Source organism: Tissierella praeacuta (assembly GCF_040396155.1).
Taxonomy (GTDB): Bacteria; Bacillota; Clostridia; order Tissierellales; family Tissierellaceae; genus Tissierella; species Tissierella praeacuta_A.
On the sequence record NZ_JBEBOY010000003.1, the window covers coordinates 152,467 to 174,293 of the forward strand.

The 21,827-nt window shown below is 28.6% G+C and carries 21 protein-coding genes and 1 pseudogene; 19 read left to right on the top strand and 3 right to left on the bottom strand.

The window, feature by feature from the left end; all coding sequences use genetic code 11:
* The first annotated feature begins 67 nt into the window (after nucleotides 1–67).
* From ABWP20_RS18445 to ABWP20_RS02890, 5 genes and pseudogenes are all read left to right on the top strand, one after another.
* Nucleotides 68–2,325, top strand: a pseudogene (locus ABWP20_RS18445) (bifunctional dihydroorotate dehydrogenase B NAD binding subunit/NADPH-dependent glutamate synthase).
* A 339-nt stretch (nucleotides 2,326–2,664) separates the two neighbouring features.
* Nucleotides 2,665–3,528, top strand: a complete 864-nt coding sequence (locus tag ABWP20_RS02875) for a TraX family protein (protein ID WP_353093544.1) — start codon at nucleotides 2,665–2,667, stop codon at nucleotides 3,526–3,528.
* 15 nt (nucleotides 3,529–3,543) lie between these two features.
* Complete coding sequence (locus tag ABWP20_RS02880) at nucleotides 3,544–4,224, top strand: response regulator transcription factor (protein WP_353093546.1); 681 nt, start codon at nucleotides 3,544–3,546, stop codon at nucleotides 4,222–4,224.
* A 3-nt stretch (nucleotides 4,225–4,227) separates the two neighbouring features.
* Complete coding sequence (locus ABWP20_RS02885) at nucleotides 4,228–5,655, top strand: sensor histidine kinase (protein ID WP_353093548.1); 1,428 nt, start codon at nucleotides 4,228–4,230, stop codon at nucleotides 5,653–5,655.
* A gap of 267 nt (nucleotides 5,656–5,922) precedes the next feature.
* Nucleotides 5,923–7,290 carry an MATE family efflux transporter gene (locus tag ABWP20_RS02890; protein ID WP_353093550.1) on the top strand — a complete coding sequence of 456 codons (1,368 nt, stop codon included), beginning with the start codon at nucleotides 5,923–5,925 and terminating at the stop codon, nucleotides 7,288–7,290.
* 27 nt (nucleotides 7,291–7,317) lie between these two features.
* Here the strand turns inward: ABWP20_RS02890 and sdaAA are convergent, their stop codons facing one another.
* The 3 genes from sdaAA to ABWP20_RS02905 all read right to left on the bottom strand — a co-directional run bounded on the left by sdaAA (nucleotide 7,318) and on the right by ABWP20_RS02905 (nucleotide 9,572).
* A complete protein-coding gene (sdaAA, locus tag ABWP20_RS02895; RefSeq protein ID WP_353093552.1) occupies nucleotides 7,318–8,190 on the bottom strand; it encodes an L-serine ammonia-lyase, iron-sulfur-dependent, subunit alpha in 873 nt (290 codons plus the stop codon).
* Nucleotides 8,191–8,194: 4 nt separating this feature from the next.
* Complete coding sequence (gene sdaAB, locus ABWP20_RS02900) at nucleotides 8,195–8,863, bottom strand: L-serine ammonia-lyase, iron-sulfur-dependent subunit beta (RefSeq protein ID WP_353093554.1); 669 nt, start codon at nucleotides 8,861–8,863, stop codon at nucleotides 8,195–8,197.
* Nucleotides 8,864–8,927: 64 nt separating this feature from the next.
* The gene (locus ABWP20_RS02905; protein ID WP_353093556.1) at nucleotides 8,928–9,572 is read right to left on the bottom strand and encodes an undecaprenyl diphosphate synthase family protein; all 645 of its coding nucleotides are present in this window, start codon (nucleotides 9,570–9,572) and stop codon (nucleotides 8,928–8,930) included.
* A gap of 229 nt (nucleotides 9,573–9,801) precedes the next feature.
* On the opposite strand from ABWP20_RS02905, the gene ABWP20_RS02910 reads away from it, so the two are divergent.
* From ABWP20_RS02910 to ABWP20_RS02975, 14 genes are all read left to right on the top strand, one after another.
* The gene (locus tag ABWP20_RS02910; RefSeq protein ID WP_353093558.1) at nucleotides 9,802–11,154 is read left to right on the top strand and encodes a hypothetical protein; all 1,353 of its coding nucleotides are present in this window, start codon (nucleotides 9,802–9,804) and stop codon (nucleotides 11,152–11,154) included.
* Between the two features lie 132 nt (nucleotides 11,155–11,286).
* The gene (locus ABWP20_RS02915) at nucleotides 11,287–12,660 is read left to right on the top strand and encodes a hypothetical protein (protein WP_353093560.1); all 1,374 of its coding nucleotides are present in this window, start codon (nucleotides 11,287–11,289) and stop codon (nucleotides 12,658–12,660) included.
* A 123-nt stretch (nucleotides 12,661–12,783) separates the two neighbouring features.
* The gene (locus tag ABWP20_RS02920) at nucleotides 12,784–13,458 is read left to right on the top strand and encodes a response regulator transcription factor (RefSeq protein ID WP_353093562.1); all 675 of its coding nucleotides are present in this window, start codon (nucleotides 12,784–12,786) and stop codon (nucleotides 13,456–13,458) included.
* Between the two features lie 3 nt (nucleotides 13,459–13,461).
* Complete coding sequence (locus ABWP20_RS02925; protein WP_353093564.1) at nucleotides 13,462–14,889, top strand: HAMP domain-containing sensor histidine kinase; 1,428 nt, start codon at nucleotides 13,462–13,464, stop codon at nucleotides 14,887–14,889.
* 652 nt (nucleotides 14,890–15,541) lie between these two features.
* On the top strand, nucleotides 15,542–15,760 hold the full coding sequence (locus ABWP20_RS02930) for a hypothetical protein (protein WP_353093566.1): 219 nt from the start codon (nucleotides 15,542–15,544) through the stop codon (nucleotides 15,758–15,760).
* 58 nt (nucleotides 15,761–15,818) lie between these two features.
* Nucleotides 15,819–16,262, top strand: a complete 444-nt coding sequence (locus ABWP20_RS02935; RefSeq protein WP_353093568.1) for a hypothetical protein — start codon at nucleotides 15,819–15,821, stop codon at nucleotides 16,260–16,262.
* 303 nt (nucleotides 16,263–16,565) lie between these two features.
* Complete coding sequence (locus tag ABWP20_RS02940) at nucleotides 16,566–16,919, top strand: hypothetical protein (protein WP_353093570.1); 354 nt, start codon at nucleotides 16,566–16,568, stop codon at nucleotides 16,917–16,919.
* Nucleotides 16,920–16,973: 54 nt separating this feature from the next.
* Nucleotides 16,974–17,366: a hypothetical protein gene (locus ABWP20_RS02945; protein ID WP_353093572.1), complete on the top strand. Its 393-nt coding sequence runs from the start codon at nucleotides 16,974–16,976 to the stop codon at nucleotides 17,364–17,366.
* 12 nt (nucleotides 17,367–17,378) lie between these two features.
* Nucleotides 17,379–17,618 (top strand): hypothetical protein, encoded by a 240-nt coding sequence (locus tag ABWP20_RS02950; RefSeq protein WP_353093574.1) that lies wholly within the window; start codon nucleotides 17,379–17,381, stop codon nucleotides 17,616–17,618.
* A 53-nt stretch (nucleotides 17,619–17,671) separates the two neighbouring features.
* Nucleotides 17,672–18,571: an ABC transporter permease subunit gene (locus tag ABWP20_RS02955; RefSeq protein ID WP_353093576.1), complete on the top strand. Its 900-nt coding sequence runs from the start codon at nucleotides 17,672–17,674 to the stop codon at nucleotides 18,569–18,571.
* A complete protein-coding gene (locus ABWP20_RS02960) occupies nucleotides 18,568–18,948 on the top strand; it encodes a hypothetical protein (RefSeq protein ID WP_353093578.1) in 381 nt (126 codons plus the stop codon). Before ABWP20_RS02955 ends, ABWP20_RS02960 begins: the two co-directional genes overlap by 4 nt.
* A gap of 15 nt (nucleotides 18,949–18,963) precedes the next feature.
* Nucleotides 18,964–19,884, top strand: coding sequence for an ABC transporter ATP-binding protein (locus tag ABWP20_RS02965; protein ID WP_353093579.1), 921 nt, complete (start codon nucleotides 18,964–18,966; stop codon nucleotides 19,882–19,884).
* Nucleotides 19,862–21,082: an ABC transporter permease gene (locus ABWP20_RS02970; protein WP_353093581.1), complete on the top strand. Its 1,221-nt coding sequence runs from the start codon at nucleotides 19,862–19,864 to the stop codon at nucleotides 21,080–21,082. Before ABWP20_RS02965 ends, ABWP20_RS02970 begins: the two co-directional genes overlap by 23 nt.
* 20 nt (nucleotides 21,083–21,102) lie before the next feature.
* Nucleotides 21,103–21,819, top strand: a complete 717-nt coding sequence (locus tag ABWP20_RS02975; protein ID WP_353093583.1) for a peptidylprolyl isomerase — start codon at nucleotides 21,103–21,105, stop codon at nucleotides 21,817–21,819.
* The last annotated feature ends 8 nt before the right edge of the window (nucleotides 21,820–21,827 follow it).

Genomic DNA, 21,827 nt, shown 5'->3' on the forward strand with positions numbered 1-21,827 from the left:
TTTATATTAATCTAGTATAAAGTAACAAAATAAAACTAAATAATTATATTATAGGGGGGAAATACAATTGTATAAAATTGTAGAAAAAGAAATTCTTGCTCCAAATATTTTCTCAATGGATATTTTGGCACCAAGAGTAGCGAGTTCTGCTAATCCAGGACAATTTGTTATTGTAATCGCTGATGAAACAGGTGAAAGAGTACCTCTAACAATCTGTGACTATGATAAGGAAAAGGGAACAGTACAAATAGTTGTTCAATCTATGGGTAGTTCCACTAAGAAACTTGCTTTATTAGAAAAAGGTGATTCCGTAAAGGACTTTGTTGGACCTTTAGGAGTTCCATCAGAATATGTAAATGAAAACATAGAAGATTTAAAGAAAAAGAAAATGTTATTTGTAGCTGGTGGAGTTGGTACAGCTCCTGTTTACCCTCAAGTAAAATGGTTACATGAGCGTGGCATAGAAGCTGATGTTATCATGGGAGCAAAGAATAAAGACTTAATTATCTTAGAGGATAAATTACGCTCTGTTGCTGGAAATTTATATGTTGCAACTGATGATGGTTCATATGGATTTCACGGTCTAGTTACTAATTACATAGAGGAATTAGTGAATAATCAAGGTAAAGAATACGATGTATGTATTGCCATTGGACCTATGATAATGATGAAATTTGTTGCATTAACAACTAAAAAATTAGATATTCCTACTATAGTATCACTTAATCCTATAATGGTAGATGGTACAGGTATGTGTGGTGCTTGTAGAGTTACAGTAGGTAATGAAACTAAGTTCGCTTGTGTTCATGGACCAGAATTTGACGGACATCTTGTTGACTTTGATGAAGCTTTAAAAAGACAAGGTCAATATAAGACTGAAGAAGCAGAAAAAGATGAAGCTTATAAATGTAAATGTAAATTAGAGGAGGGACGAAAATAATGGATAGATTTAAGAGAACTCCTATTGCTGAACAAGATCCACAAGTAAGAAATCACAATTTTGAAGAAGTATGTCTAGGATATACAGAAGAAGAAGCTGTAATGGAGGCAAAAAGATGTTTACAATGTAAAAAGCCTGCATGTAGAGGAAATTGTCCAGTTTCTATAGATATACCAGGATTTATTAAACATATAGCAGAAGGAAACTTTGGAGAAGCTGCTCAAGTTTTAGCAGAATATTCAGCTCTTCCAGCAGTTTGCGGTAGAGTTTGTCCACAAGAAACACAATGTGAACAAAAATGTGTCTTAGGAAATAAGGGAGATGCAGTTTCAATAGGTAAACTAGAGAGATTTGCAGCTGACTGGGCTAGAGAAAATAATGTTGAAGTTGGTAAAGCTAAACCAAGTAATGGACATAGAGTAGCTGTTATAGGTTCAGGCCCTGCAGGTGTTACTTGTGCAGGACAGCTAGCTAAAGAAGGTTATGATGTAACTATTTTTGAAGCTCTTCATGAACCAGGAGGAGTATTAGTATATGGTATTCCAGAATTTAGACTTCCAAAAGATACTGTAGTTAAAAATGAAATAAATAATTTAAAGAAATTAGGCGTTAAAATTGAAACTAATGTTATAGTTGGTAGAACTATTACTATAGATGAAATCTTTGAAGAAGGTTTTGAAGCAGTATTTATAGGTTCAGGTGCTGGACTTCCTAAATTTATGAATATTCCAGGTGAAAACCTTAATGGAGTATTCTCAGCTAATGAGTTTTTAACTAGAAATAATCTAATGAAAGCATTTAAAGAAGAATTTGAGACTCCAATTAAAGTTGGTAAAAAAGTAGCTGTAGTTGGTGGCGGAAACGTTGCTATGGATGCTGCTAGAACTGCTAAGAGACTTGGAGCAGAAGTATATGTAGTATATAGAAGAACAGAAGCTGAATTACCAGCAAGAGCTGAAGAAGTTCATCATGCTAAAGAAGAAGGAATTATATTTGAACTTCTTACAAATCCAATAGAAGTAATTGGAGATGAAAAAGGCTGGGTAAAATCTCTTAAATGTGTAAGAATGGAATTAGGAGAACCAGATGCATCAGGTAGAAGAAGACCTAGAGAAATTGCAGGTTCAGAATTCGAATTTGAAGTAGATACTGTTATTATGTCATTAGGTACATCACCAAATCCACTAATTTCTTCAACTACAGATGGCTTAGAAGTAAATAACCGTCTATGTATAGTAGCTGATGAGAATGGACAAACATCAAGAGAAGGTGTATTTGCCGGAGGAGATGCTGTAACAGGAGCAGCTACTGTAATTTTAGCTATGGGTGCTGGTAAAGATGCAGCTAAAGCTATAGATGAATATATAAAATCAAAGAGCAAATAATATGACAATAAAAAAATAAACTCTATTTAATAGAGTTTATTTTTTTATTGTATCAATCATTAGGCATAAACTAGTTGATATGTTCCCTTTGTAGTAGAAAGTTAAAACAATAAAAATTGTCTAAGACAAGGAGGAGTATATTTTTATGTCAAGATTAATTAAAATATAGTAACTATTATGAGAGATATATTATTGAATACTTACATCAGATAAACTTTTTACATAAACCTTATAAATTCTTTATATTTAGATGTTAAATTATATATAGAAATTATCCAACGATTTATGATTGCCTTCGGATAATATCAGTTGGAGTTTTATTTATAAGGAGGAAGTAAAATGATTATAGAAGACAGTAAAAAAGATTTAGGAGGACTTACAGGATTTCAAATTAAATTTTTGGCCCTTATATTTATGCTATTGGACCATATTCATTACTTTTTTAAATTTACAGGCAAAGTTCCTGTTGTATTTTCATGGATTGGTAGATTATCAGGAGATTTGTTTTTATTTACTATGATAGAAGGATATATTCACACTTCAAATAGGAAAAAGTACTTTACAAGGATATATTTTATGTCTGTATTTATGGCAGTTATAAAGAGTTTAATGCAGATATTTCAGTCACTTCAAAGAGGAGATGGATTCTATGCTGAAAATGGCATATTTTCTACCTTTGTAATTTTAATTATAATGTTTAAGGGAATAGATTATATAAGAGAGAAAAAGATATTAAAAGGTATTGGACTATTATTATCTCCATTTTTAATAAGCTATGCTTTAGTTATTATTTTCCAAGTAATAATTATTCCAATTATGGGAATATATACAGCTAATTGCGTGTATTTACTAGTATGCTCTTTTATTCCTTCTCCATTTTGGGTTGAAGGTGGATTATATGTAATTTTAACTGGACTTATATTATATGTATTTCATGAAAATAAGAAATTACAATTTACATCTTATATAATGTTTACATTAGTTTGGATGATTGGTATACCATTGGCATATATTAGGCCTATTAGTTTAAAACTTATGTTTACAAATTATTATGAATGGATGAGTGTCTTTGCAGTAATCTTCATGTTTTTATATAATGGAGAAAGGGGTAAATCTATGAAAAAATTATTTTATATATTCTACCCAGCTCATGTTTATATATTGTATGTATTATCTATTTTGCTTTATAATTTTAAATATTAATTTAGGGGAGATATTATGGAGACTATCCTTATAATAGATGATGAAGAGGATTTAGTTAGGATTATTACTGATATCCTAGAGGTAAATGGATATAATGTTTTAACTGCCTACAATGGATTTGATGGAATTGAAATGTCTAGAAAGAAACCAGATTTAATTATTCTAGATATTATGATGCCTGATATAGATGGATTTAGTGTTTGCAATCTTATAAGAGATAATGTAGGTTGTCCTATATTATTTCTATCTGCAAAGGATAGCGAAAAGGATAAGATAAAAGGATTTGCTATTGGCGGCGATGACTATATAACTAAACCCTTTAGTTTAAAGGAATTAGTCTCCAGAGTTAAAGCTCATTTAAGGCGTGAAAAGAGAAAGCTAAAAAAAGAGGACACTACATTTTTAAATTTCAAGAACTTAGATATTGATCTAAAGGGGTTAAATGTAAGAGTCAATAATGAAAATATAAATCTAACTAAAAAAGAATTTGAAATAGTAGAATTATTAGCTTTAAACACTGGTCAAGTGTTTTCAAAGGATCAAATATATGATAAGATATGGGGCTATAATGGATTGGGAGATACTTCTACAGTAACAGAGCATATTAAAAATATTAGGTTTAAGATAGGTTCCCTTGATAAAGAAAACAAATATATTGAAACTGTTTGGGGACTAGGATATAAATGGGAGAAATAAATTATGAAAAATAAAAGCTTTAAAGAGCAATTCATAATAACCTTTGTAAAGATATTAGCTTTAAGTTTAATTTGTTCCCTAATTTCTCTTTTTATATGGATTGTAACATTTACTTATGTCAGATATCCAGCTAATCACTATGAAAAACAGATTGGAGATATAATAGGGAAAATAGATGAAAATCATGAGATTGTTTTAGATAAAAGTTTTGAAAGGGAAATGAACAAAATAGTACCTCATAATGGAATAACCTATCAAGTCTTAGATATAGATGGGAATATATTATATGGAACATTAGATAAAAAGATAATAGAAGGTAAAAGAGACGTAATTATTAGTATAAACTCTGCTAAATCCTTTAATGGAAAATTTTTTACTAGAACAATTCCGATTTTAGATAGAAATAGTGATATTAAAGGGGCCGTTGTATTAGGATACAGAATAGTAAGTACGCAAAAAACTCATAGTAATCTTTTGTTCCTATTGTATAACTCAATGATATTCTGGCCTTTTGTATTTATAATCATATTTACTTTTGTATATGCCAAAAAATTAAGTAAGGATTTAAATAGGCCAGTAAATATATTATTAAATGCATCAGAAAAAATAAAAAATCAGGACCTAGATTTTACTATTGAATATAGTGAAAATAATGAATTCACAAAACTTTGCAGTGCTTTTGAAGATATGAGGATAAATCTTAAAGATTCTCTTATAAGACAATGGGATTTAGAAGAGAGGAGAAAGGAAAATATATCAAGTATTGCTCATGATCTAAAGACTCCTATTACAATTATTAATACTTATTCTGAAGCATTAATAGATGGTACAATCAAGGAGAATAAGTTTAATGATTATATAAAAGTAATCAAAAGAAATTGTGAAAGGGCCTTGATTCTTATACAGGATATGAATAAAGTGTCTAGTATTGAAAATCCCAATTTTACCTTGGATTATATGGAGATTAATATTGCAGAATTTTTAAAGTTGAAAGAAAAAGATTATAAGATATTGTGTAAAAAAAGAGAGATTAATTTTATAATAGATATTATAGATTCAAGAAAAAGTAATTTTATAGATAAATTTGATATTAAATCTATAGAAGAAGTATTGGATAATTGTATATCTAATAGTATTAGATATACAGAGAAAGGCGGATATGTTAAATTAGTTGTTTTGTGTAAAGATGATGACATAGAGTTTTCTATTATAGATACAGGAAAGGGATTTAGTAATGAGGATTTAAAAAATCTATTTAATAAATTCTATAAGGGAGATAAATCTCGTTCCTTTGAAAAGGGATATTCTGGTTTAGGCATGTATATATCTAAGAATATTGTTGAAAAACATGGTGGAAATATTAAAGGTGAAAATAATAATCCAAAGGGAGCTATTATTAGATTTAATATAAGACCAAAAGAAGATAGATGAATTTATTTTAATATAATCTAAATTTTGAGAAAGACATTGAAAAAAGATTTGATAAGTTATCATGTCATCATTATAATAAAGGGAATATATTATAAACTAAATGTCTGTAATGTAAAGAGTAGTTCTTATGAATATATAACATCAAAGAGCAAATAATAGCATAAGTAGAAAAGTAAACTCTCTTTTGTAGAGTTTATTTTTTTTATTGTTTATGTTATAATGTTTAGGGTATCGAATTAATGGAGAGAAAGTAAAGGTGATTTATGGATGGAGTCTAATCTTGACAAAAAACATCTAAAAGATGAAATAGTAAAAATAGCAGGACCTGTATTTATAGAATTACTTATGGGTACCCTTTTTGGAATGGTGGATATGATGATGCTAGGCAGATCTGGCGATAATGCTACTACTGCTGCATCAATAGCTGCTATAGGTGTTACAAATCAATTGGTATTTATAGGATTATCTTTAGTGCAATCCTTAAATACTGGGGGAACAACTATGGTCGCCCGTTATATTGGAGCAAAACGCGAAGATAGAATAGAATCTGTCGTAAAACATGTTATGATATTAACTCAATTACTTTTGGTAATCCCTATATTATTTATAGGATTAGGTATGACAGATAGTACCATGAGATTTTTAGGAGCTGGGCACGATACCCTTGCCATAGGTAGAGGATATTTTAGGGTAATTGCCTTAGGATTTATATTTCAAGCTTTTAACTTCTCAATATTTGCAGCTTTAAGAGGTGCTGGAGATACTAAAACACCTATGAAAATCAATATAAAGGTAAATTTACTTAATGTAGTTGGAAATGCAATTTTAATTTATGGATTATTTGGTTTTCCTAAGCTTGGGGTATTAGGAGCAGGTATATCTACATCTTTATCCCATGTAATAGCAAGTATTATGTTGACGAGAATAATATTTAATGAGAAGAATTTAGTTCATATAAATTTAAAGCATAGATTTAAATTAGATAATGATATTGTATATAATTTAGTTAAAATAGGACTGCCAGCATCCTTAGAGCAAATTGCCATGAGAGCAGGACTGTTAGCATTTACAAAGATAGTGGCTAGGTTAGGTACAACTGCATATGCAACTCATCAAATTTGTATTAGTATACTTAATCTATCCTTTACACCTGGTCAGGCATTTGGTATATCAGCATCAACACTGACAGGCCGAAGCTTAGGGGAGCAAGAACCAGATAAGGCAGAAGCCTATATAAAGATATGTGGTAAAATAGGCGCTGTAATAGCGGCTACAATGGGAATTCTATTTTTCTTCTTTGGCACGTTTATAGCAAGCCTTTATACTAATAATGAAGAAGTAGTCAGGGAAGCGGGACAGGTGCTAAAACTAATGGCGTTTATTCAGCCTTTTCAATGTTCGCAATTGATTATTTCGGGAGGTTTACGAGGTGCAGGGGATACAGTATGGACTTTAGTATCTACTTTTATTGGGATTTTAGTTATTAGAGTAGCTCTAGCTTATATATTTGTATTGAATATGGATATGGGGCTTATGGGAGCTTGGTTAGCTGTACTTATAGATCAATCCATTAGATGGGGACTTATTTTGATTAGGTTGAAAACAAATAAATGGAAATACATTACAATAAGATAAGAGCCTTGAATTTTCAAAGCTCTTATCTTATTTAATATTAAGTTTCTTTTTTAAACATTGTCCTGTTGGAGTAGTAGCAACTCCACCTAATGCAGTTTCTCTCAATGATTCTGGTAACAATTTTCCTACCTTATACATAGCTTCAACTACTTCATCAAAAGGAACTAAAGATTTAATTCCAGCCAATGCTAAGTCAGCAGAAATAAGGGCATTTACCACACCAGATGCATTACGAAGTGCACAAGGATATTCTACTAAACCGCCTATGGGGTCACATACAAGACCCATTATATTAACCAATGCAAAGGATGCAGCATTGAAAGAAGCCTCTGGACTTCCACCAGCCATTTCCACAATAGCAGCAGCAGCCATAGCAGAGGCAACACCACATTCTGCCTGACAACCACCTTCTGCTCCAGAAACAGTTGCGTTCTTGGCTACAATCTCACCAATGCCAGCAGCTGTAAAAAGACCCATGATAACTTGGTCGTCTGTTAGGTTTAGCTTTTCTTGGGCAGATAATACAGCTGATGGCAAAATGCCAGAAGCGCCAGCTGTTGGAGCTGCAACTATTCTTCCCATAGATGCGTTTACTTCTGAAGTAGATAGAGCCTTAGCCATAGCAGAGACTATTATACTACCAGTTAATGTATTTCCTGAATTCTTATATTCTTCAACCTTTTTAGAATCTCCACCTGTTAATCCACTAACTGATTTTACTTCCTTATTCAGTGCAGATGTAGCAGAACGTTTCATTACAGATAAGTTATCTTTCATTTTATGAATCAATTCATCATATGAGATATCAGTATTTTTAATTTCTTTTTCAATTACTATTTCAGATATTCTTTTATTATTTTCGTTACACAAATTCAATAGTTCTTCAGCTTTGTTGAACATAAAATCACCTCTTGATTGGATTTATCCCTTTAACATATATTATTTCGTTTAACTTATGGATTTCATTTATAATTTCTTCTTTAATATCTGAATCTGTTTCTACAACCATAGTTGCTATATCTTCTTCTCTTGTTACCTTCATAGTTGCAATATTTATTCCATTAGTTGATAAAATTGAACTAATACGAGATATAACACCTTTTTGATCTATATATTTAATAATCATAGTTGGATAATCCCCACTAAATTCTACTTTGTTTCCATTAATATCTGTAATCAATATATTTCCTCCACCAATGGATGAACCTGTAATATAAATATCCTCCTGATTTTCAAACTTAAAAACTATCTTTACAGTATTTGGATGTTGATAGCCTAAGTCGGCTTCTATAAATTCAAATTCTATATTCCTAGATTTTGCTATTTCAAAAGAATCTCTAAGTTTTTCGTCAGAGGGATCCATTCCAAGAATACCTGCTACTAAAGCTTTATCAGTGCCATGACCTTTAAAGGTTTTACCGAATGAACCATGTAAATAAAAAATTACCTTATGAAAATCAGTACCTACAATATCCTTGGCAATTTTACCTAATCTGGCAGCACCAGCAGTATGTGAGCTTGAAGGACCAATCATAACTGGACCTAATATATCAAAAACTCCATAATCTTTCATTGTATTACCCCCTAATTTTATAGTCTATTAATTTTATCACTTAATTAGGAATTTGGCAATAAAATTAACCCCCGAGAGTAATATCTTGACTGTTATACCATTCTAATGCATTATAAAAATGTTCTGGTTGAAAATCTGGCCAGAATTCATCAATTATATAAAAATCTGAATATACAGATTGTAAAGGTAAAAATCCACTTAATCTTCTGCGACCTCCCCATCTTATGATCAGATCCACTCTAGATATATCCCTGGATTTAATATTTCCTAATAAATCGACTTTTCCATCATTGTTAGAGAAATAATGTTTTAAATCCCATTGCCAGCCATAGTTTACTAGGAAATTAACTTTAATTCCCCCAGTTCCAAACTTTTGTCTTTTAATAGCAAAGGGCAAAAGAGCCTTTGGAAACATATCTGATTCAGTATTGCCCAATACTAAGAGGTCGGCATTTTCTTTGGACAACATATCTACTGCATCAATACATGCCTTTGTAAATGCTAGTCTTTGAAACTTAGGTCTTTTAGTATTATCTACTGTAAAACCATAATAAGTGATTTCTTTTATCCCAACCTTTTCACAGAGCTTAAATAATTCTAAACCAGGATTTAATCCGCTATTATAACCTTTTTCTTTGGTTAATCCCTGATTTACAGCCCAACGTCTATTTCCATCTGGAATTACACCTATATGATTTGGAATTCTCATAACTAATATTACCTCCTAAGTTTTGTTAAATTTAGTATTCCATATAAATCTAAAAGAATTCATAAAAGCTTTTAAAATAGTTTAGGCCTGTTTATTAAGTTATATGTAAATTAAAAAAGATAAGTAACAACTTATAGACATATAAATTCAAAAAGTTAATAATTTGGTAACATCCTTAACCTAGTTTGTAATAACCTTGTGCTAAGATATGAACTAGGGGGGATGGGAGATGAATAAAAAGATAATCTTAATGATAACAATTCTAGGCATAACTATAGGGCTGACTGGGTGTAAAGAGAAGAAACAAGATAATGTGAAAAGGGTCATAATTGAAGACGATGTAAACGTGGAAGATAAAGAAAAGGAAAAAAGTAATTTAATAAGCTTTCAAAATAATAAGACAGTAAAAAATGTAAAAGTATCTAAACCAATAAAAATATTAGATGATAGGTATAATTATGAGTTGCCTTATTTTAGCCCGTTTTTTTACTATGAAGGAGAGATATATGGAAGTGTTTCAGAGGATAAAAGAATGAATTATGACTCAGAGGGAGAAGTTGAAATCACATATTTATATAAAATAGATAAACATAATAATTTAATAAAGACCTCTAAGGAGTATCATAATTACTTTCAAGGAGATGGGGGATTTGTTTTAATTGGAAATAATCCTACTGGAACAAAATTTATTAATTTTGTGAAAGATAAAGTATATGTTGTAGATTATACACAAGAGGATAAACCTAAACCATCAATAGAATTAACGGAGATGGTTAATAAATTAAAAGGAGATAGTACTGATAAATTATATTTTATAGAGTATCTTTCGGAAAATGAAAATTATTTAATTATTAATGAACGGATCAATACAAAAGAAGAATTTAAGAAAAAAAGACCATATATATATGATAGAGAAAATAAGAAGCTTTATACTATGAAAAATGGGGAAAGAAGCGGTAGTATATATTATACAGATGTTTTACAGTCATTAATTTGGGTGGATCATAATGATTTTAAATTATATAAGATAGTTTTGAATGAAGGATATTATGATTTAGAAGAATATATTGATTTAAATATATATGGTAAAGGAAATAAGATAAGTACGGTAATGAAGAACAATGACGAAATGCTATTATTTATGGATATGGATATAAGTGAAAATCGTCCAGATATAGATATGTTTCTTGGAAAGACCAGTTATATTGGTAAATTTAATTTTAGGACAAATCAATATAACCTATTATTTGAAGCACCTAATGAGATTAATATACATTCTAACTATATAGGCAATGATATATTGTTAATTGAGGAATTTAAAGTAGATGAGGATAGTTATATTAAGAAACCTATAAAAAGATATTTAAAGCAAATAAGAGATAATGAAATAAATACCATATTTGAGGAAGAGTTTGAAGGTGAATCAGTAGAGTTATATCCAAATTATCAGTTATTAATTAGTGAAGATGGAAAAGAAATATTTTCTGTTAGATTTATAATCGAAAAGGAAAAATCTATGATATTGGATATAGAAATGACAAAGGATAAGGCAATTTATCAAAAATACTATATTAAATATTAGTTAAGGGTATAAAGAGTATTCTCTTGAAAGAGTATCAGTGATTGTTCATAGTTATAAAAATAAAGAGAGTTGATAACTTAGCCATCTTTAACTTACTTTGTAATAACTTTATACTAAAATGGAGGTGCTTAGATGAATAAAAAGATAATTTTAATAACCTTAATTCTAGGCTTAACTATAGGATTAGTTGGTTGTAAAGAAGATAATGTAAAAAGAGTTGTAATTGAAGATGATGTAAAAAGAGTTGTAATTGAAGATGATGTAAATATAAACAATAAGGAAGATAGTAGTTCTAAGAATTATGAAAATAGTAAGACTGTGAACTCTAAGACTATAGAAGGTATAACATCAAAATCAATAGAGTTTCCATTAGATGAGGGATACTATTTTTATCCATCTTTCTATTATCAAGGAGAAGTATATGGGTGTGTTTGGGAAGGAAGTGGAATTAAGGAATATGTGAGTAATAGGAGAGAAGAGGCTCAAATGGAATATCTATATAAAATAGATAAGGATAATAATCTAATAAAGACTTCTAAGATGTATCATGATTATATTCAGGTGAATTCACAAGCTTATCCACGGGATACAAAATTCATTCAGTTAGTGGAAGATGTAGTATTTACTGTAGACTACAAAAGTGAGGACATTCCTAAGCCTTGGCCAGAATTAACAGATGTAGTAAATAAGTTAAAAGGTGATAGTGATTATAAGCTTTACTTTATAAAATCGGTTCCAGAGAATGAAAATTACTTAGTTATTAGAGAGACAATAATTAATAATGAAAGTGAAAAGTATATAAATGAAAAGAATGAAAGCATATATTGGAGTGATTGGAAAGAAAAAAAGTATATATATGATATAGAAAATAAGAAAATATATAAAATGAAAAATGAGGAGAAAGATGGTGAAATTTATTATGTGAATGCCTTGCAATCATTAGTTTGGGTAGATAATAAAGATTTTAAGATATATAAGATCATTTTTAAAAATGGATATTATTCTTTAGAAGAATATATTGATTTAAACAGATATGGAAAAGCAGATAAAATAAGAGCGGAAATGAAAAGTGATGACGAGATGATATTATTTATGGATGTAAATATAAATGGAATCTATTTTGAGACTAAATATATTGGTAAATTAAATTTTAGGACTAATCAATATAATCCATTATTTGAAGTACCTGATGAAGTTAATATATCATCTGAGTATATAGGTAATGATATATTGTTGATTGAAGAGCTTAAAAAAGAGGAAGATAGCAATATAGAAATGTCTGTAAAAAGATATTTTAAGCAAATAAGAAATAATGAAATGAATACCATATTTGAGGAGGAGATTAAAGAAGAATCAGGGCAGAGGTATTTAAATAATTGGATTGTAATCAGTGGAGATGGAGAAGAGATATTTGATGCTATGGAAATAAATAGGATAAAAGACAGAGTAGTGACGACGGAAAAAATGATTTATAAAAAATACTATATTAAATATAGTGAGAATTGATTTAATATATGTATAGACATTGATGGTGGGATAAATTTAAGATACAATTAAAATGAGTATAATAAATATAGTTATACTCATTTTAACGTGTTTATAATCATTATAAGGATTAGGGTGAATATAATGAGTAAAAAAATTTTAGTAGTTGAAGATGAATATTCAATCAATGATATTTTAACTATAGCATTAATAGATGAAGGATATGAGGTTAAAAGTGTATTTAATGGCAAGTCTGCATTAGAGGCAATAAAAAGTTTTAACCCAGAGTTGGTCTTATTAGACCTTATGCTGCCAGATATAGATGGTTTTGAAATATGTAGGGAAATATCAAATAATTATTTGGTGATTATGATCACAGCTAGAGATAATATCTTTGATAGAATTGTTGGATTAGAATTAGGAGCAGATGACTATATTGTAAAGCCATTTGAAATAAGAGAAGTTATAGTCAGAGTAAAAGCATTATTTAGAAGCTTAGAAAAAGATAAATCCTCATTTATTGAACAAGTAATTAGATTAAAAGGAGATATAGATGTAGATATAGTTGGGGAAAGAGTATTTAAAAGTGGAAAAGAAATACAACTAAAGAGACAAGAGTCTAAATTGTTTTTCTATCTACTTAAACATAGAAATCAAGTGTTTTCTCGTCCAGAACTTTTAGATAAAGTTTGGGGGTATGATTACTATGGAGATGCTAGAACAGTAGATGTACATATTAGAAGAATTAGAGCTAAATTAAAAATGCCTGGGGACAGTATTATAGAAACTGTATTTGGGACAGGCTATGTTATGAGGTAAGAAATGTTAAGAACTATTAAAGGTAAAATTACAGTAGGTATTGTATCTATTAGTATAATTGTACTTGTTATAATTAATCTAATCATATGGGGAATATTCGAAAGAAATTTACAAAATTTTATTATAAACGATATGGAAAAGATAAGGGATATTGTTTTTTCTGAAATTAAGAGACAATATCCTATTAGTAATGGAAAAAATAATTTAGTTAATAAAAATGAAATATGGTCTGTCCTAAACACTGTAAGTAATCAATATAATACATATTTATCTATGAATTATATTAAAAATAATTTTCGACAATTTGCTGGCGAATTATTGGATAGTGAACGTATGGATAATATAATTATAGATAGTAATAAAAAATCATCATTATTATATATTCACAATACAAAAATAAAATTCTATGCTACTTATTCTTATCCTGTTTATATAGATAATGACTATATAGGTGTCTTTGTGTTTCAAAAGGATTATTTAAATGAATATAATAATTATGTTAATCTAATGATGAAGATTATATTGATACAGTTCAATTTATTTATCCTTATGATTTTCGTCAATTATATATGGCTAAGAAAAATAACAGACCCTTTAAATGACTTATCAATGGCTATGACTTTTGTAGGAGAAGGCAAATTTTTTAATAAATTAAAATATAAGAATAATGATGAGATAGGTATATTAATTGAACATTTCAATAAAATGGAAGAACAAATAATAGAGCAGATGAGATATCTGCAATCAGAAAAGAAAAAGATAGAAGAGTTAGAGAAAGAATCTAGAGACTTTTTTAATTATGCAACTCATGAAATGAAAACGCCTATTACTTCAATTTTAGGATATACTCAATTATTGCAGAAAGGAAACTTGGACAGTGAAGTAATTGAAAGAGCTTATACTAGAATTATAGCTGAATCTGAAAGAATGTATAAACTCGTTCAAAATATGTTAGCCGTTGCCAGGTGTAGACAATTAGAAGAATATAAGGCAGAAAATTTTAATGTTAAAGAATTATTATCTAAGATAGTCTATGATTTTGAATTGACCTTTAATAAGCAAAAGGTTGATATTTATTTTGATTGTGATGATGCTGTTATATTTGCTGTAAAAGAAGAAATAAGAACTATAATTCGAAATCTAATTGATAATGGGATTAAATATAGTCAAGATGGAAATATAATTATTAAATGTAAATCAGAAGATGGTGTTTGTATTACGATAGAGAATAAAATTTTACCTATTCCACAAGAAATTAGAGAAAATCTTTTAGAGCCATTTATTAAGTATAATTATGAAGAATATACCCACACAAGTTCAGGGCTAGGACTATTCATCTGTAAAGAATTAGCTGAAAAGAACAATGCATATATGGATTATGAGGTCTATGAAGATAAAATTTGTTTTATGGTCAAGTTTGTAGAAATGTAATTATAATATATTGATTATTTTATGATAAATAATAGGGGGAATACATGTATTTTCCCTATTATTTATTTTATTATTTTCTTGTCCGAGACCTAGTAATATCAATATAATTATAACAACTGAAAAGTTTCTTTAACATCATTTTTTGCTGCAATCAGTTTTAAATCTAATAAGTTTTCAGATTGAGTCATTTCATAATCTTTATTAAGTACAATTAATGATATGCAATTTAGTTTGCTGTGCTAATGAAAATTATGGAAATCACAAAACCAATTTTTACTTTTCGGTTAATAGATTATTTTATTGATTTTATTATAAAATAGAATGAACTTATGTCGATATTTGACCGAAGGTATGGGGTCAAATTCCTTTATTAATTTTCTGATATGTGATAAAATTATGAAAAGTCAATATTTAATCTTGGTAGTAATTATAAAAACTAAAGCTATGTATTCAAGTGATAGAATAATTTAATGAAAATATTTTACTTCTCGCGAGGGCAACCTCTATTTTTGTTACAAAATGATTTTTCCATTCGTTGTATAATATAGAAATATTTTTAATTGAAAAGGTGATTAGGGGATGCTTATAAATTGAATACAGTACAATTTAGCCTTACTTATACCAATACTAAGATTTGAGAGGGGGATAAACTATGCAACCATTTATTCATCTTTTTGACACACCTAAAAATTTTTATTTTTATGATGTAAATAAAAATGAAAATGTAAGAATTGAACAGGATTTATATAAGTATTTGCATAATATGTTGCATAATCCAGATAATTTTATTGTAAATGATTTATTAGAAGAAAAATTAAAAGATCTAAAAGATGGGGGATATCTATCTAATAACACAGTCAGAAGAATTTAGGAGTGCTTCTAATTATACAAAATTTTTATCATATTTACATTATTTCGGAGAAATAGACATGGAGAACAATAAATTTTATACTAATGTATTTTTTCCATCAATAAAAAAAGCATGTGGGAAATTAGCTAGACATGTAACTTTAGGTAGTATAAATTGTCCATCAGGGCCATGTATCCCAGGTAATAATAGACTAATGGTAAGCGTAGATGGATTATTACTTCCTTGTGAAAGAGTCAGCGAAAATATAGACTCTAATTGTATTGGTAGTATAGATAGCGGATTTAATATAGAAAATGCAGAAAAAATACTAAACATTGCACAGTCTGTCATTGAAAATTGCAAGGAATGTTTTGCATTTAGGCATTGTACTTTGTGTGTAAAAGAACATGAATGTAAACTTATTGATGAAGATAGGATAAGAAGCAAATGTAAGGATGTACGATATAATTTTCATAGTGAATTAGTAGGAAGAGAAATAATAAATGAAATAACCATAAATTGAGGTGTGAGATATGACCAATAGAAAAAATATTTATTCTATCCTTATAGTGATGAAAGCTATGGATTAGTTAAAGGATTATTACTAAATAATGAAGCTATAGATATCTTAGCGCCTATAGGGACAGGACTTGTAGGTGAAGATATAGCTTATGCAGTTAATCGAAATGAAATAAAGCAGATAGTCAAGTCTACTAAAGAAATAGATTATAAAAACTACGATACCCTAATTATCTCTTCTCATATTAGTTATAAACTATGTAAAAATGAGATATCAGATATTATTAATCAATCCAAAAAAGAAAATATGGAGATTGTTTATCTAGGAGAAGATGAAGAAATAAATAAGCTATTAGAATCATATAAAAAATACTCATTAGGGGAGTTAGAAAAGATAAAAGAGATTCGAACTGCTATAAAGAGATATAATGAACTAAATCTACCATTATATAAACCCAAAACACCAATAGTCTATATTGGAGGATTATTAGAAACTATAGATAGTTTTGATATAGCATTACAGATTAAATTGAGAATGGAAAAGTTAGGGTATAACGCATCTTTGATAACAAGGGAAATAGACGGAAGAATATTTGGTGCTATAAATTATCCAAAAGAATTTATGAAAGAGAATGAATCCATAGAAAGACAGATAGTCTAAGTTAATAGATTTGTACAAGCTATTGATTATGCAGAAAAGCCAGATATTATACTAATGGATATACCAAAGGGAATGATTCAATATAGTGATAGCTTCCATAATACCTTTGGCATTTACACTTATATGATTGCCCAAACTCTGCCGCCAGATTATTTAATATTAACAGTATTACCTACAATCACTATTAAAGAATACATAGAGGATATAGACAAGCATTTTAAGAATATCATAGGAAAGAGCATTGATATGCGTAATGTGACAAATGCAATATATGATATTACTGCTGAAGTAACTGATATAATTGATAAGCCTTTGTATATGTTAGAAGAAGAAATTGATGAAATGATATTAGACAAAAAAACTAACTGTGATTTAAATCTAATTAATTTGAATAAAAAAGAAAGTATAGATATAGTGATAAATAATATAATTGAAAGGTTCTCATAAGGGGGGAATGACTTGGATGGATTAAAAATAAAACTATGCGATGATATTGCTAGAATTTATAAAAAAGATATAAATTTGGTATTAAAAAACACGGATAAATCCCTGTTCTGCGATCCATTTTATTTAACTGCAGAGCAAGTATTATATCTATATTTTCACATAAAGAAGAACTACAATTTGTCGATTTTAGAAGAAAAAATTATTGAAGGCCACTTTCAAAGTATAGATAAGATATATTCGGTATTATACTAATGTTTTATATAGATCTTATATATAAGAAAATATCTAAAGGGGGTTAGATATTCATGTTTACACTAATAAAAATGGATTTAAAACAAAGAGTAAAGCATCCATTGACTTGGTTTATTATATTGATACTATGCATAATGTCCATGTTAAATATTATAGAAACAAAAAATGCTAGGTTTAATCGTAGATTTAGTGGGCATGATGTTTATTCCTTAGGAAATAGAGGATTTACTGATTGGACTTTTGGATGGGGTAAAGTATATGGTGATCGTGAGATGAAATTATATCCAAAGGCATATTATTCAGATTCTATGCTTAATAAAGTACAAGAAGATTTACTTAAAGCAAATGAAGAAAATAATATAAAAGAAATAACTAGATTGATGAGTTTCTATGATCTTTTATTTGCTAAAGCATCTTCAATAACTAATGACCCTATAATGAACGAAATTTTTCAAAAAAAAGTCATAAATATATGGATGGATGTCAGCGGAGGGATACCTTATGAGGACATAGGATTTATCATTAGAGAAGATTCGGATGCAGGCAATTGGTTTTTGCTATCTGCAAAATATTATTATCAGCTATATTTAAATAATTTGGAGCCTATTTATTCAGATGATGTGAACAATATTACATATTTATATGAGTATTTCTTTAATATCCTGCCAAAGTTTATTATTATCATTCCAATACTTTTTATTTACAATATTATCAATAAAGAAAAGAATATAGGAAGTTTAAAGCTAGTTCTTACTCAATCTATTAGTAGATGTAAATATTATATAAGTAAATGGTTAAGTGGGGTTATCCATATAATATTTATTCTATTTTTCCCGTCAGTGGTTATAAGTATATTGTTAGGATTAAAAAAAGGATTTGTACCCTTAAACTATCCTACATTTTACCTAATGAATCTACCTTTAGTTATTTCGCCCCAAAATATGATTATATGAATCATATTAATATTGTTGATCCACACGATAAGATAGAAGTTATTCCTTTTTTCAACTATCTATTAATGGTAATATTATCAACTATTCTATTTATAGCCTTTACTGTAGCACTAACACAGCTTATATCTGCAATTATTAATAAAGAGATAATAAGTTTTGTTGCAATATCAATAGTATTTGCCATAGGTATATTAATAAGTAGCCCTTTTAAATATGGTAAGCATTTAAATTTAAGCCCCTTTACTATGAAACACGCATCAAGAATTGTTATAGGAACCTATAATGTTACAGCATTAACCAGTACGCTTATTTTATTGGCATCTACGATAGTTTTGTTGATAGCAGGGACCATCTATTTCAAGAGAAAAGAAATCTAATAGGAGGTATTAGTTATGAATGAGAACTATGTAGTTGTTGTGGAAGGTTTAAATAAAACCTATGGGAAAAAGAAAGTACTAGATGATGTATCTCTTTACTTAAGATCAAATGAAATCGTAGGCTTTATTGGTCCGAATGGAGCAGGAAAATCTACCACAATGAAATGCATATGTAATCTAATTTATCCAGATAGTGGTAGAGTAACAATCAATGGATATGATTTATTTAAAGACAGAGAAAAGGCATTGGATGCTCAAGCAGCATTAATAGAAAGTCCAGGGCTATATCAAGATATGACGGGAAAAGAAAATATAAACTTAATAGCCAAGCTAAGAAATATATCAAAAGAAAGGGTAAAAGAAATATATGATTTTACAGAAATCGGAGATGCATTAGATAGAAATGTATCAGGATATTCAATGGGAATGAAACAAAGACTAGGTCTGGGAATTTCCATTATGAGTAAGCCAAAACTTCTTATATTAGATGAACCTACTAATGGATTAGATCCAACAGGGATTATACATTTAAGAAATACATTACAAATGTTAATAAAAGAAGAGGATATATCCATACTATTTTCTTCTCATCAATTAGGAGAAGTAGAAAAATTAGCTAATAGGATCATTTGCATAAATAAAGGAAAAATCATAGAAACACCTAAGTCAATGGAGCAAAAATATAGATATATTTTGCAGGTAAATCATAATGAGGAAGTTTATAAGATAATAAAAGAAGAGATAAAAATAGAAAAGGTAGAAAAGATTTCTCATGATTCTATCCGAGTGGAATTAGATAACCAAGAAGAATTAGGAAGAACCCTTAAATATCTTATAGAAAAAGACATAAATATATTGGATATATATAAGGATAGTATAGATGTGGAGTCCGTCTATAAGGAAGTATATGGTGATGGAAATGACAAAAACAATTAAAAATGAAATATATAAGTTTTTTAAAAGCAAGAAAAACATTATTGTTATAATCCTATTTTTCGCTTATCTACTATGTATCAATTTCTATAATTTAAAAGAATACAAAATATATATGAAGGAAATCAAACAAGAATATTTGAATAATTATGCTCAAGCAGATGGATTTTTTATGGGAAACGCCAGATTACTGGTAAGTAGAAGTGATATATTAACCGATGAAGAGATTGAAGAAATAGAGAAACAAATGGAGTTTTATAAGGTAGAGAGAAGTAAATTAAAATTGATTGAAGGAAAATACGTAAATAATAGGCCAGAGTACTATAGAGATATATTAATATATAAAAATGAAAGATATGAGAATATTATTAAGGGATTAAATGATGGTGTAATTAAAGAAGATTTCTTATTAGGTAAAAATTCCAATATAGAAGAAATACAAAAGGAAGTGGCATTAAATCAATACATATTAGATAACGAAATAGAGCCAGTTATAAATCCCTATACAATGACAGGAGCAAATTCACTAGTTATGTTTTTAAAAGGAAACAATCTAATAATACTAGTATTTCTTATAGCACTTTTATCCATTGACATATATCTTTCGGAAGTAGAAGAAGGAAGCTATAAATTGTCCTATACTCAACCCTTTGAAAGAAAAGATATCTTTCTAGGGAAGGTAATTACAATCTTAATTATATCAATGTTACTTATTGTATTAGGAGCAATATTGAACTTTGGAGCCATAAGCAGTATCTATGAAGTAGGAAATATGAATTATCCATTTATAGCAAATGAAAATATAAATCAAATAGTATTTAATAACAATAATACAGAATATACCATAATGCCTCTATGGAAATACGTTTTACTGGGATTTGGTCTGTTACTGTCAATTGTTATTTTTACGATAACTTTAATTATATGTATATCCATATTTACGGATTCCAGTAAAAAAACAATGGGAACTTCCATTATGTTATTAATTCTAGCATTTATCTTTGATAATTTTCTTACAAAACAGTCTATAGTAAACCTAATTTATCCATACTCTTATATATACATTAGAAATGCAATAGAAGTAAATAAACGTTCCAATTATTTATTTGGAATATTATTAAATAGCTTGATGTCCATCGGGTTGTTTATAATGAGTTATTATAAATTTATTCAAAAGGATTTTCTAGGGACAAAGGAATAAGTATATGGAGGGATTGGTTGATGAGAAAGATAGATTTTATATTGATTATATTAGTAATTATTATTGTATTAGGTGGTTGCAAGAATGATGCTGGAAAGATAATAAATGGCTATACACAAATAGGTAATTTGAAATTGGAGCAAGTTCAAATACCTAAAGTGGGAGAAGAAATAGCTGTTATCACAACCAATATGGGTGAAATAAAGATGAGATTATTTCCAGAAATAGCACCAAAAGCAGTTGGGAATTTTAAGACCTTAGTCAAAAAAGGATTTTATGATGGAATTAAATTTACAAGAATAGAAGATAATTTTCTAATACAAATTGGAGATAATCCAGAATATCCAGAGGGGAAAAGTATATTTGGAGAATTTTTTGAAGATGAATATGATTTAAACTATAGACATATAACAGGTTCAGTTGGGCTAGCTAAAAAAGAAGCAAATAAAAACCATAGTAATTTTAATATTATAGTGCAAGATGGAATAGATGAAGAATATGTGGAAGCTATGAAAGAATTAGATGAAGAAGGATATCCAAAGGATGTCATAAAAGCCTATGAAATACTAGGTGGTGTACCAAGATTAGATTTAAGATATACAATATTTGCACAAGTATTTTATGGTATGGATACAGTGATGGCAATAAATAAAGTAACTACAAACCCTGTAACTAAGGAGCCAATAGAGGATATAATTATAGAAAAAGCTGAAATAGTACTCTATGAAGGGAAATAATATTATTA

Excerpts from the sequence above, each read along its gene's own strand:
- ABWP20_RS02930 (WP_353093566.1), top strand. The coding sequence starts at position 15,542 with ATGCAACCATTTATTCATCTTTTTGACACACCTAAAAATTTTTATTTT.
- ABWP20_RS02920 (WP_353093562.1), top strand. The coding sequence starts at position 12,784 with ATGAGTAAAAAAATTTTAGTAGTTGAAGATGAATATTCAATCAATGAT.
- ABWP20_RS02965 (WP_353093579.1), top strand. The coding sequence starts at position 18,964 with ATGAATGAGAACTATGTAGTTGTTGTGGAAGGTTTAAATAAAACCTAT.
- ABWP20_RS02945 (WP_353093572.1), top strand. The coding sequence starts at position 16,974 with ATGGATATACCAAAGGGAATGATTCAATATAGTGATAGCTTCCATAAT.
- ABWP20_RS02885 (WP_353093548.1), top strand. The coding sequence starts at position 4,228 with ATGAAAAATAAAAGCTTTAAAGAGCAATTCATAATAACCTTTGTAAAG.
- sdaAB (WP_353093554.1), bottom strand. The coding sequence starts at position 8,863 with ATGAAAGATTATGGAGTTTTTGATATATTAGGTCCAGTTATGATTGGT.
- ABWP20_RS02955 (WP_353093576.1), top strand. The coding sequence starts at position 17,672 with ATGTTTACACTAATAAAAATGGATTTAAAACAAAGAGTAAAGCATCCA.
- sdaAA (WP_353093552.1), bottom strand. The coding sequence starts at position 8,190 with ATGTTCAACAAAGCTGAAGAACTATTGAATTTGTGTAACGAAAATAAT.
- ABWP20_RS02910 (WP_353093558.1), top strand. The coding sequence starts at position 9,802 with ATGAATAAAAAGATAATCTTAATGATAACAATTCTAGGCATAACTATA.
- ABWP20_RS02880 (WP_353093546.1), top strand. The coding sequence starts at position 3,544 with ATGGAGACTATCCTTATAATAGATGATGAAGAGGATTTAGTTAGGATT.
- ABWP20_RS02970 (WP_353093581.1), top strand. The coding sequence starts at position 19,862 with ATGGAAATGACAAAAACAATTAAAAATGAAATATATAAGTTTTTTAAA.
- ABWP20_RS02890 (WP_353093550.1), top strand. The coding sequence starts at position 5,923 with ATGGAGTCTAATCTTGACAAAAAACATCTAAAAGATGAAATAGTAAAA.
- ABWP20_RS02935 (WP_353093568.1), top strand. The coding sequence starts at position 15,819 with ATGGAGAACAATAAATTTTATACTAATGTATTTTTTCCATCAATAAAA.
- ABWP20_RS02905 (WP_353093556.1), bottom strand. The coding sequence starts at position 9,572 with ATGAGAATTCCAAATCATATAGGTGTAATTCCAGATGGAAATAGACGT.
- ABWP20_RS02915 (WP_353093560.1), top strand. The coding sequence starts at position 11,287 with ATGAATAAAAAGATAATTTTAATAACCTTAATTCTAGGCTTAACTATA.
- ABWP20_RS02975 (WP_353093583.1), top strand. The coding sequence starts at position 21,103 with ATGAGAAAGATAGATTTTATATTGATTATATTAGTAATTATTATTGTA.
- ABWP20_RS02925 (WP_353093564.1), top strand. The coding sequence starts at position 13,462 with ATGTTAAGAACTATTAAAGGTAAAATTACAGTAGGTATTGTATCTATT.
- ABWP20_RS02940 (WP_353093570.1), top strand. The coding sequence starts at position 16,566 with ATGGAGATTGTTTATCTAGGAGAAGATGAAGAAATAAATAAGCTATTA.
- ABWP20_RS02960 (WP_353093578.1), top strand. The coding sequence starts at position 18,568 with ATGAATCATATTAATATTGTTGATCCACACGATAAGATAGAAGTTATT.
- ABWP20_RS02875 (WP_353093544.1), top strand. The coding sequence starts at position 2,665 with ATGATTATAGAAGACAGTAAAAAAGATTTAGGAGGACTTACAGGATTT.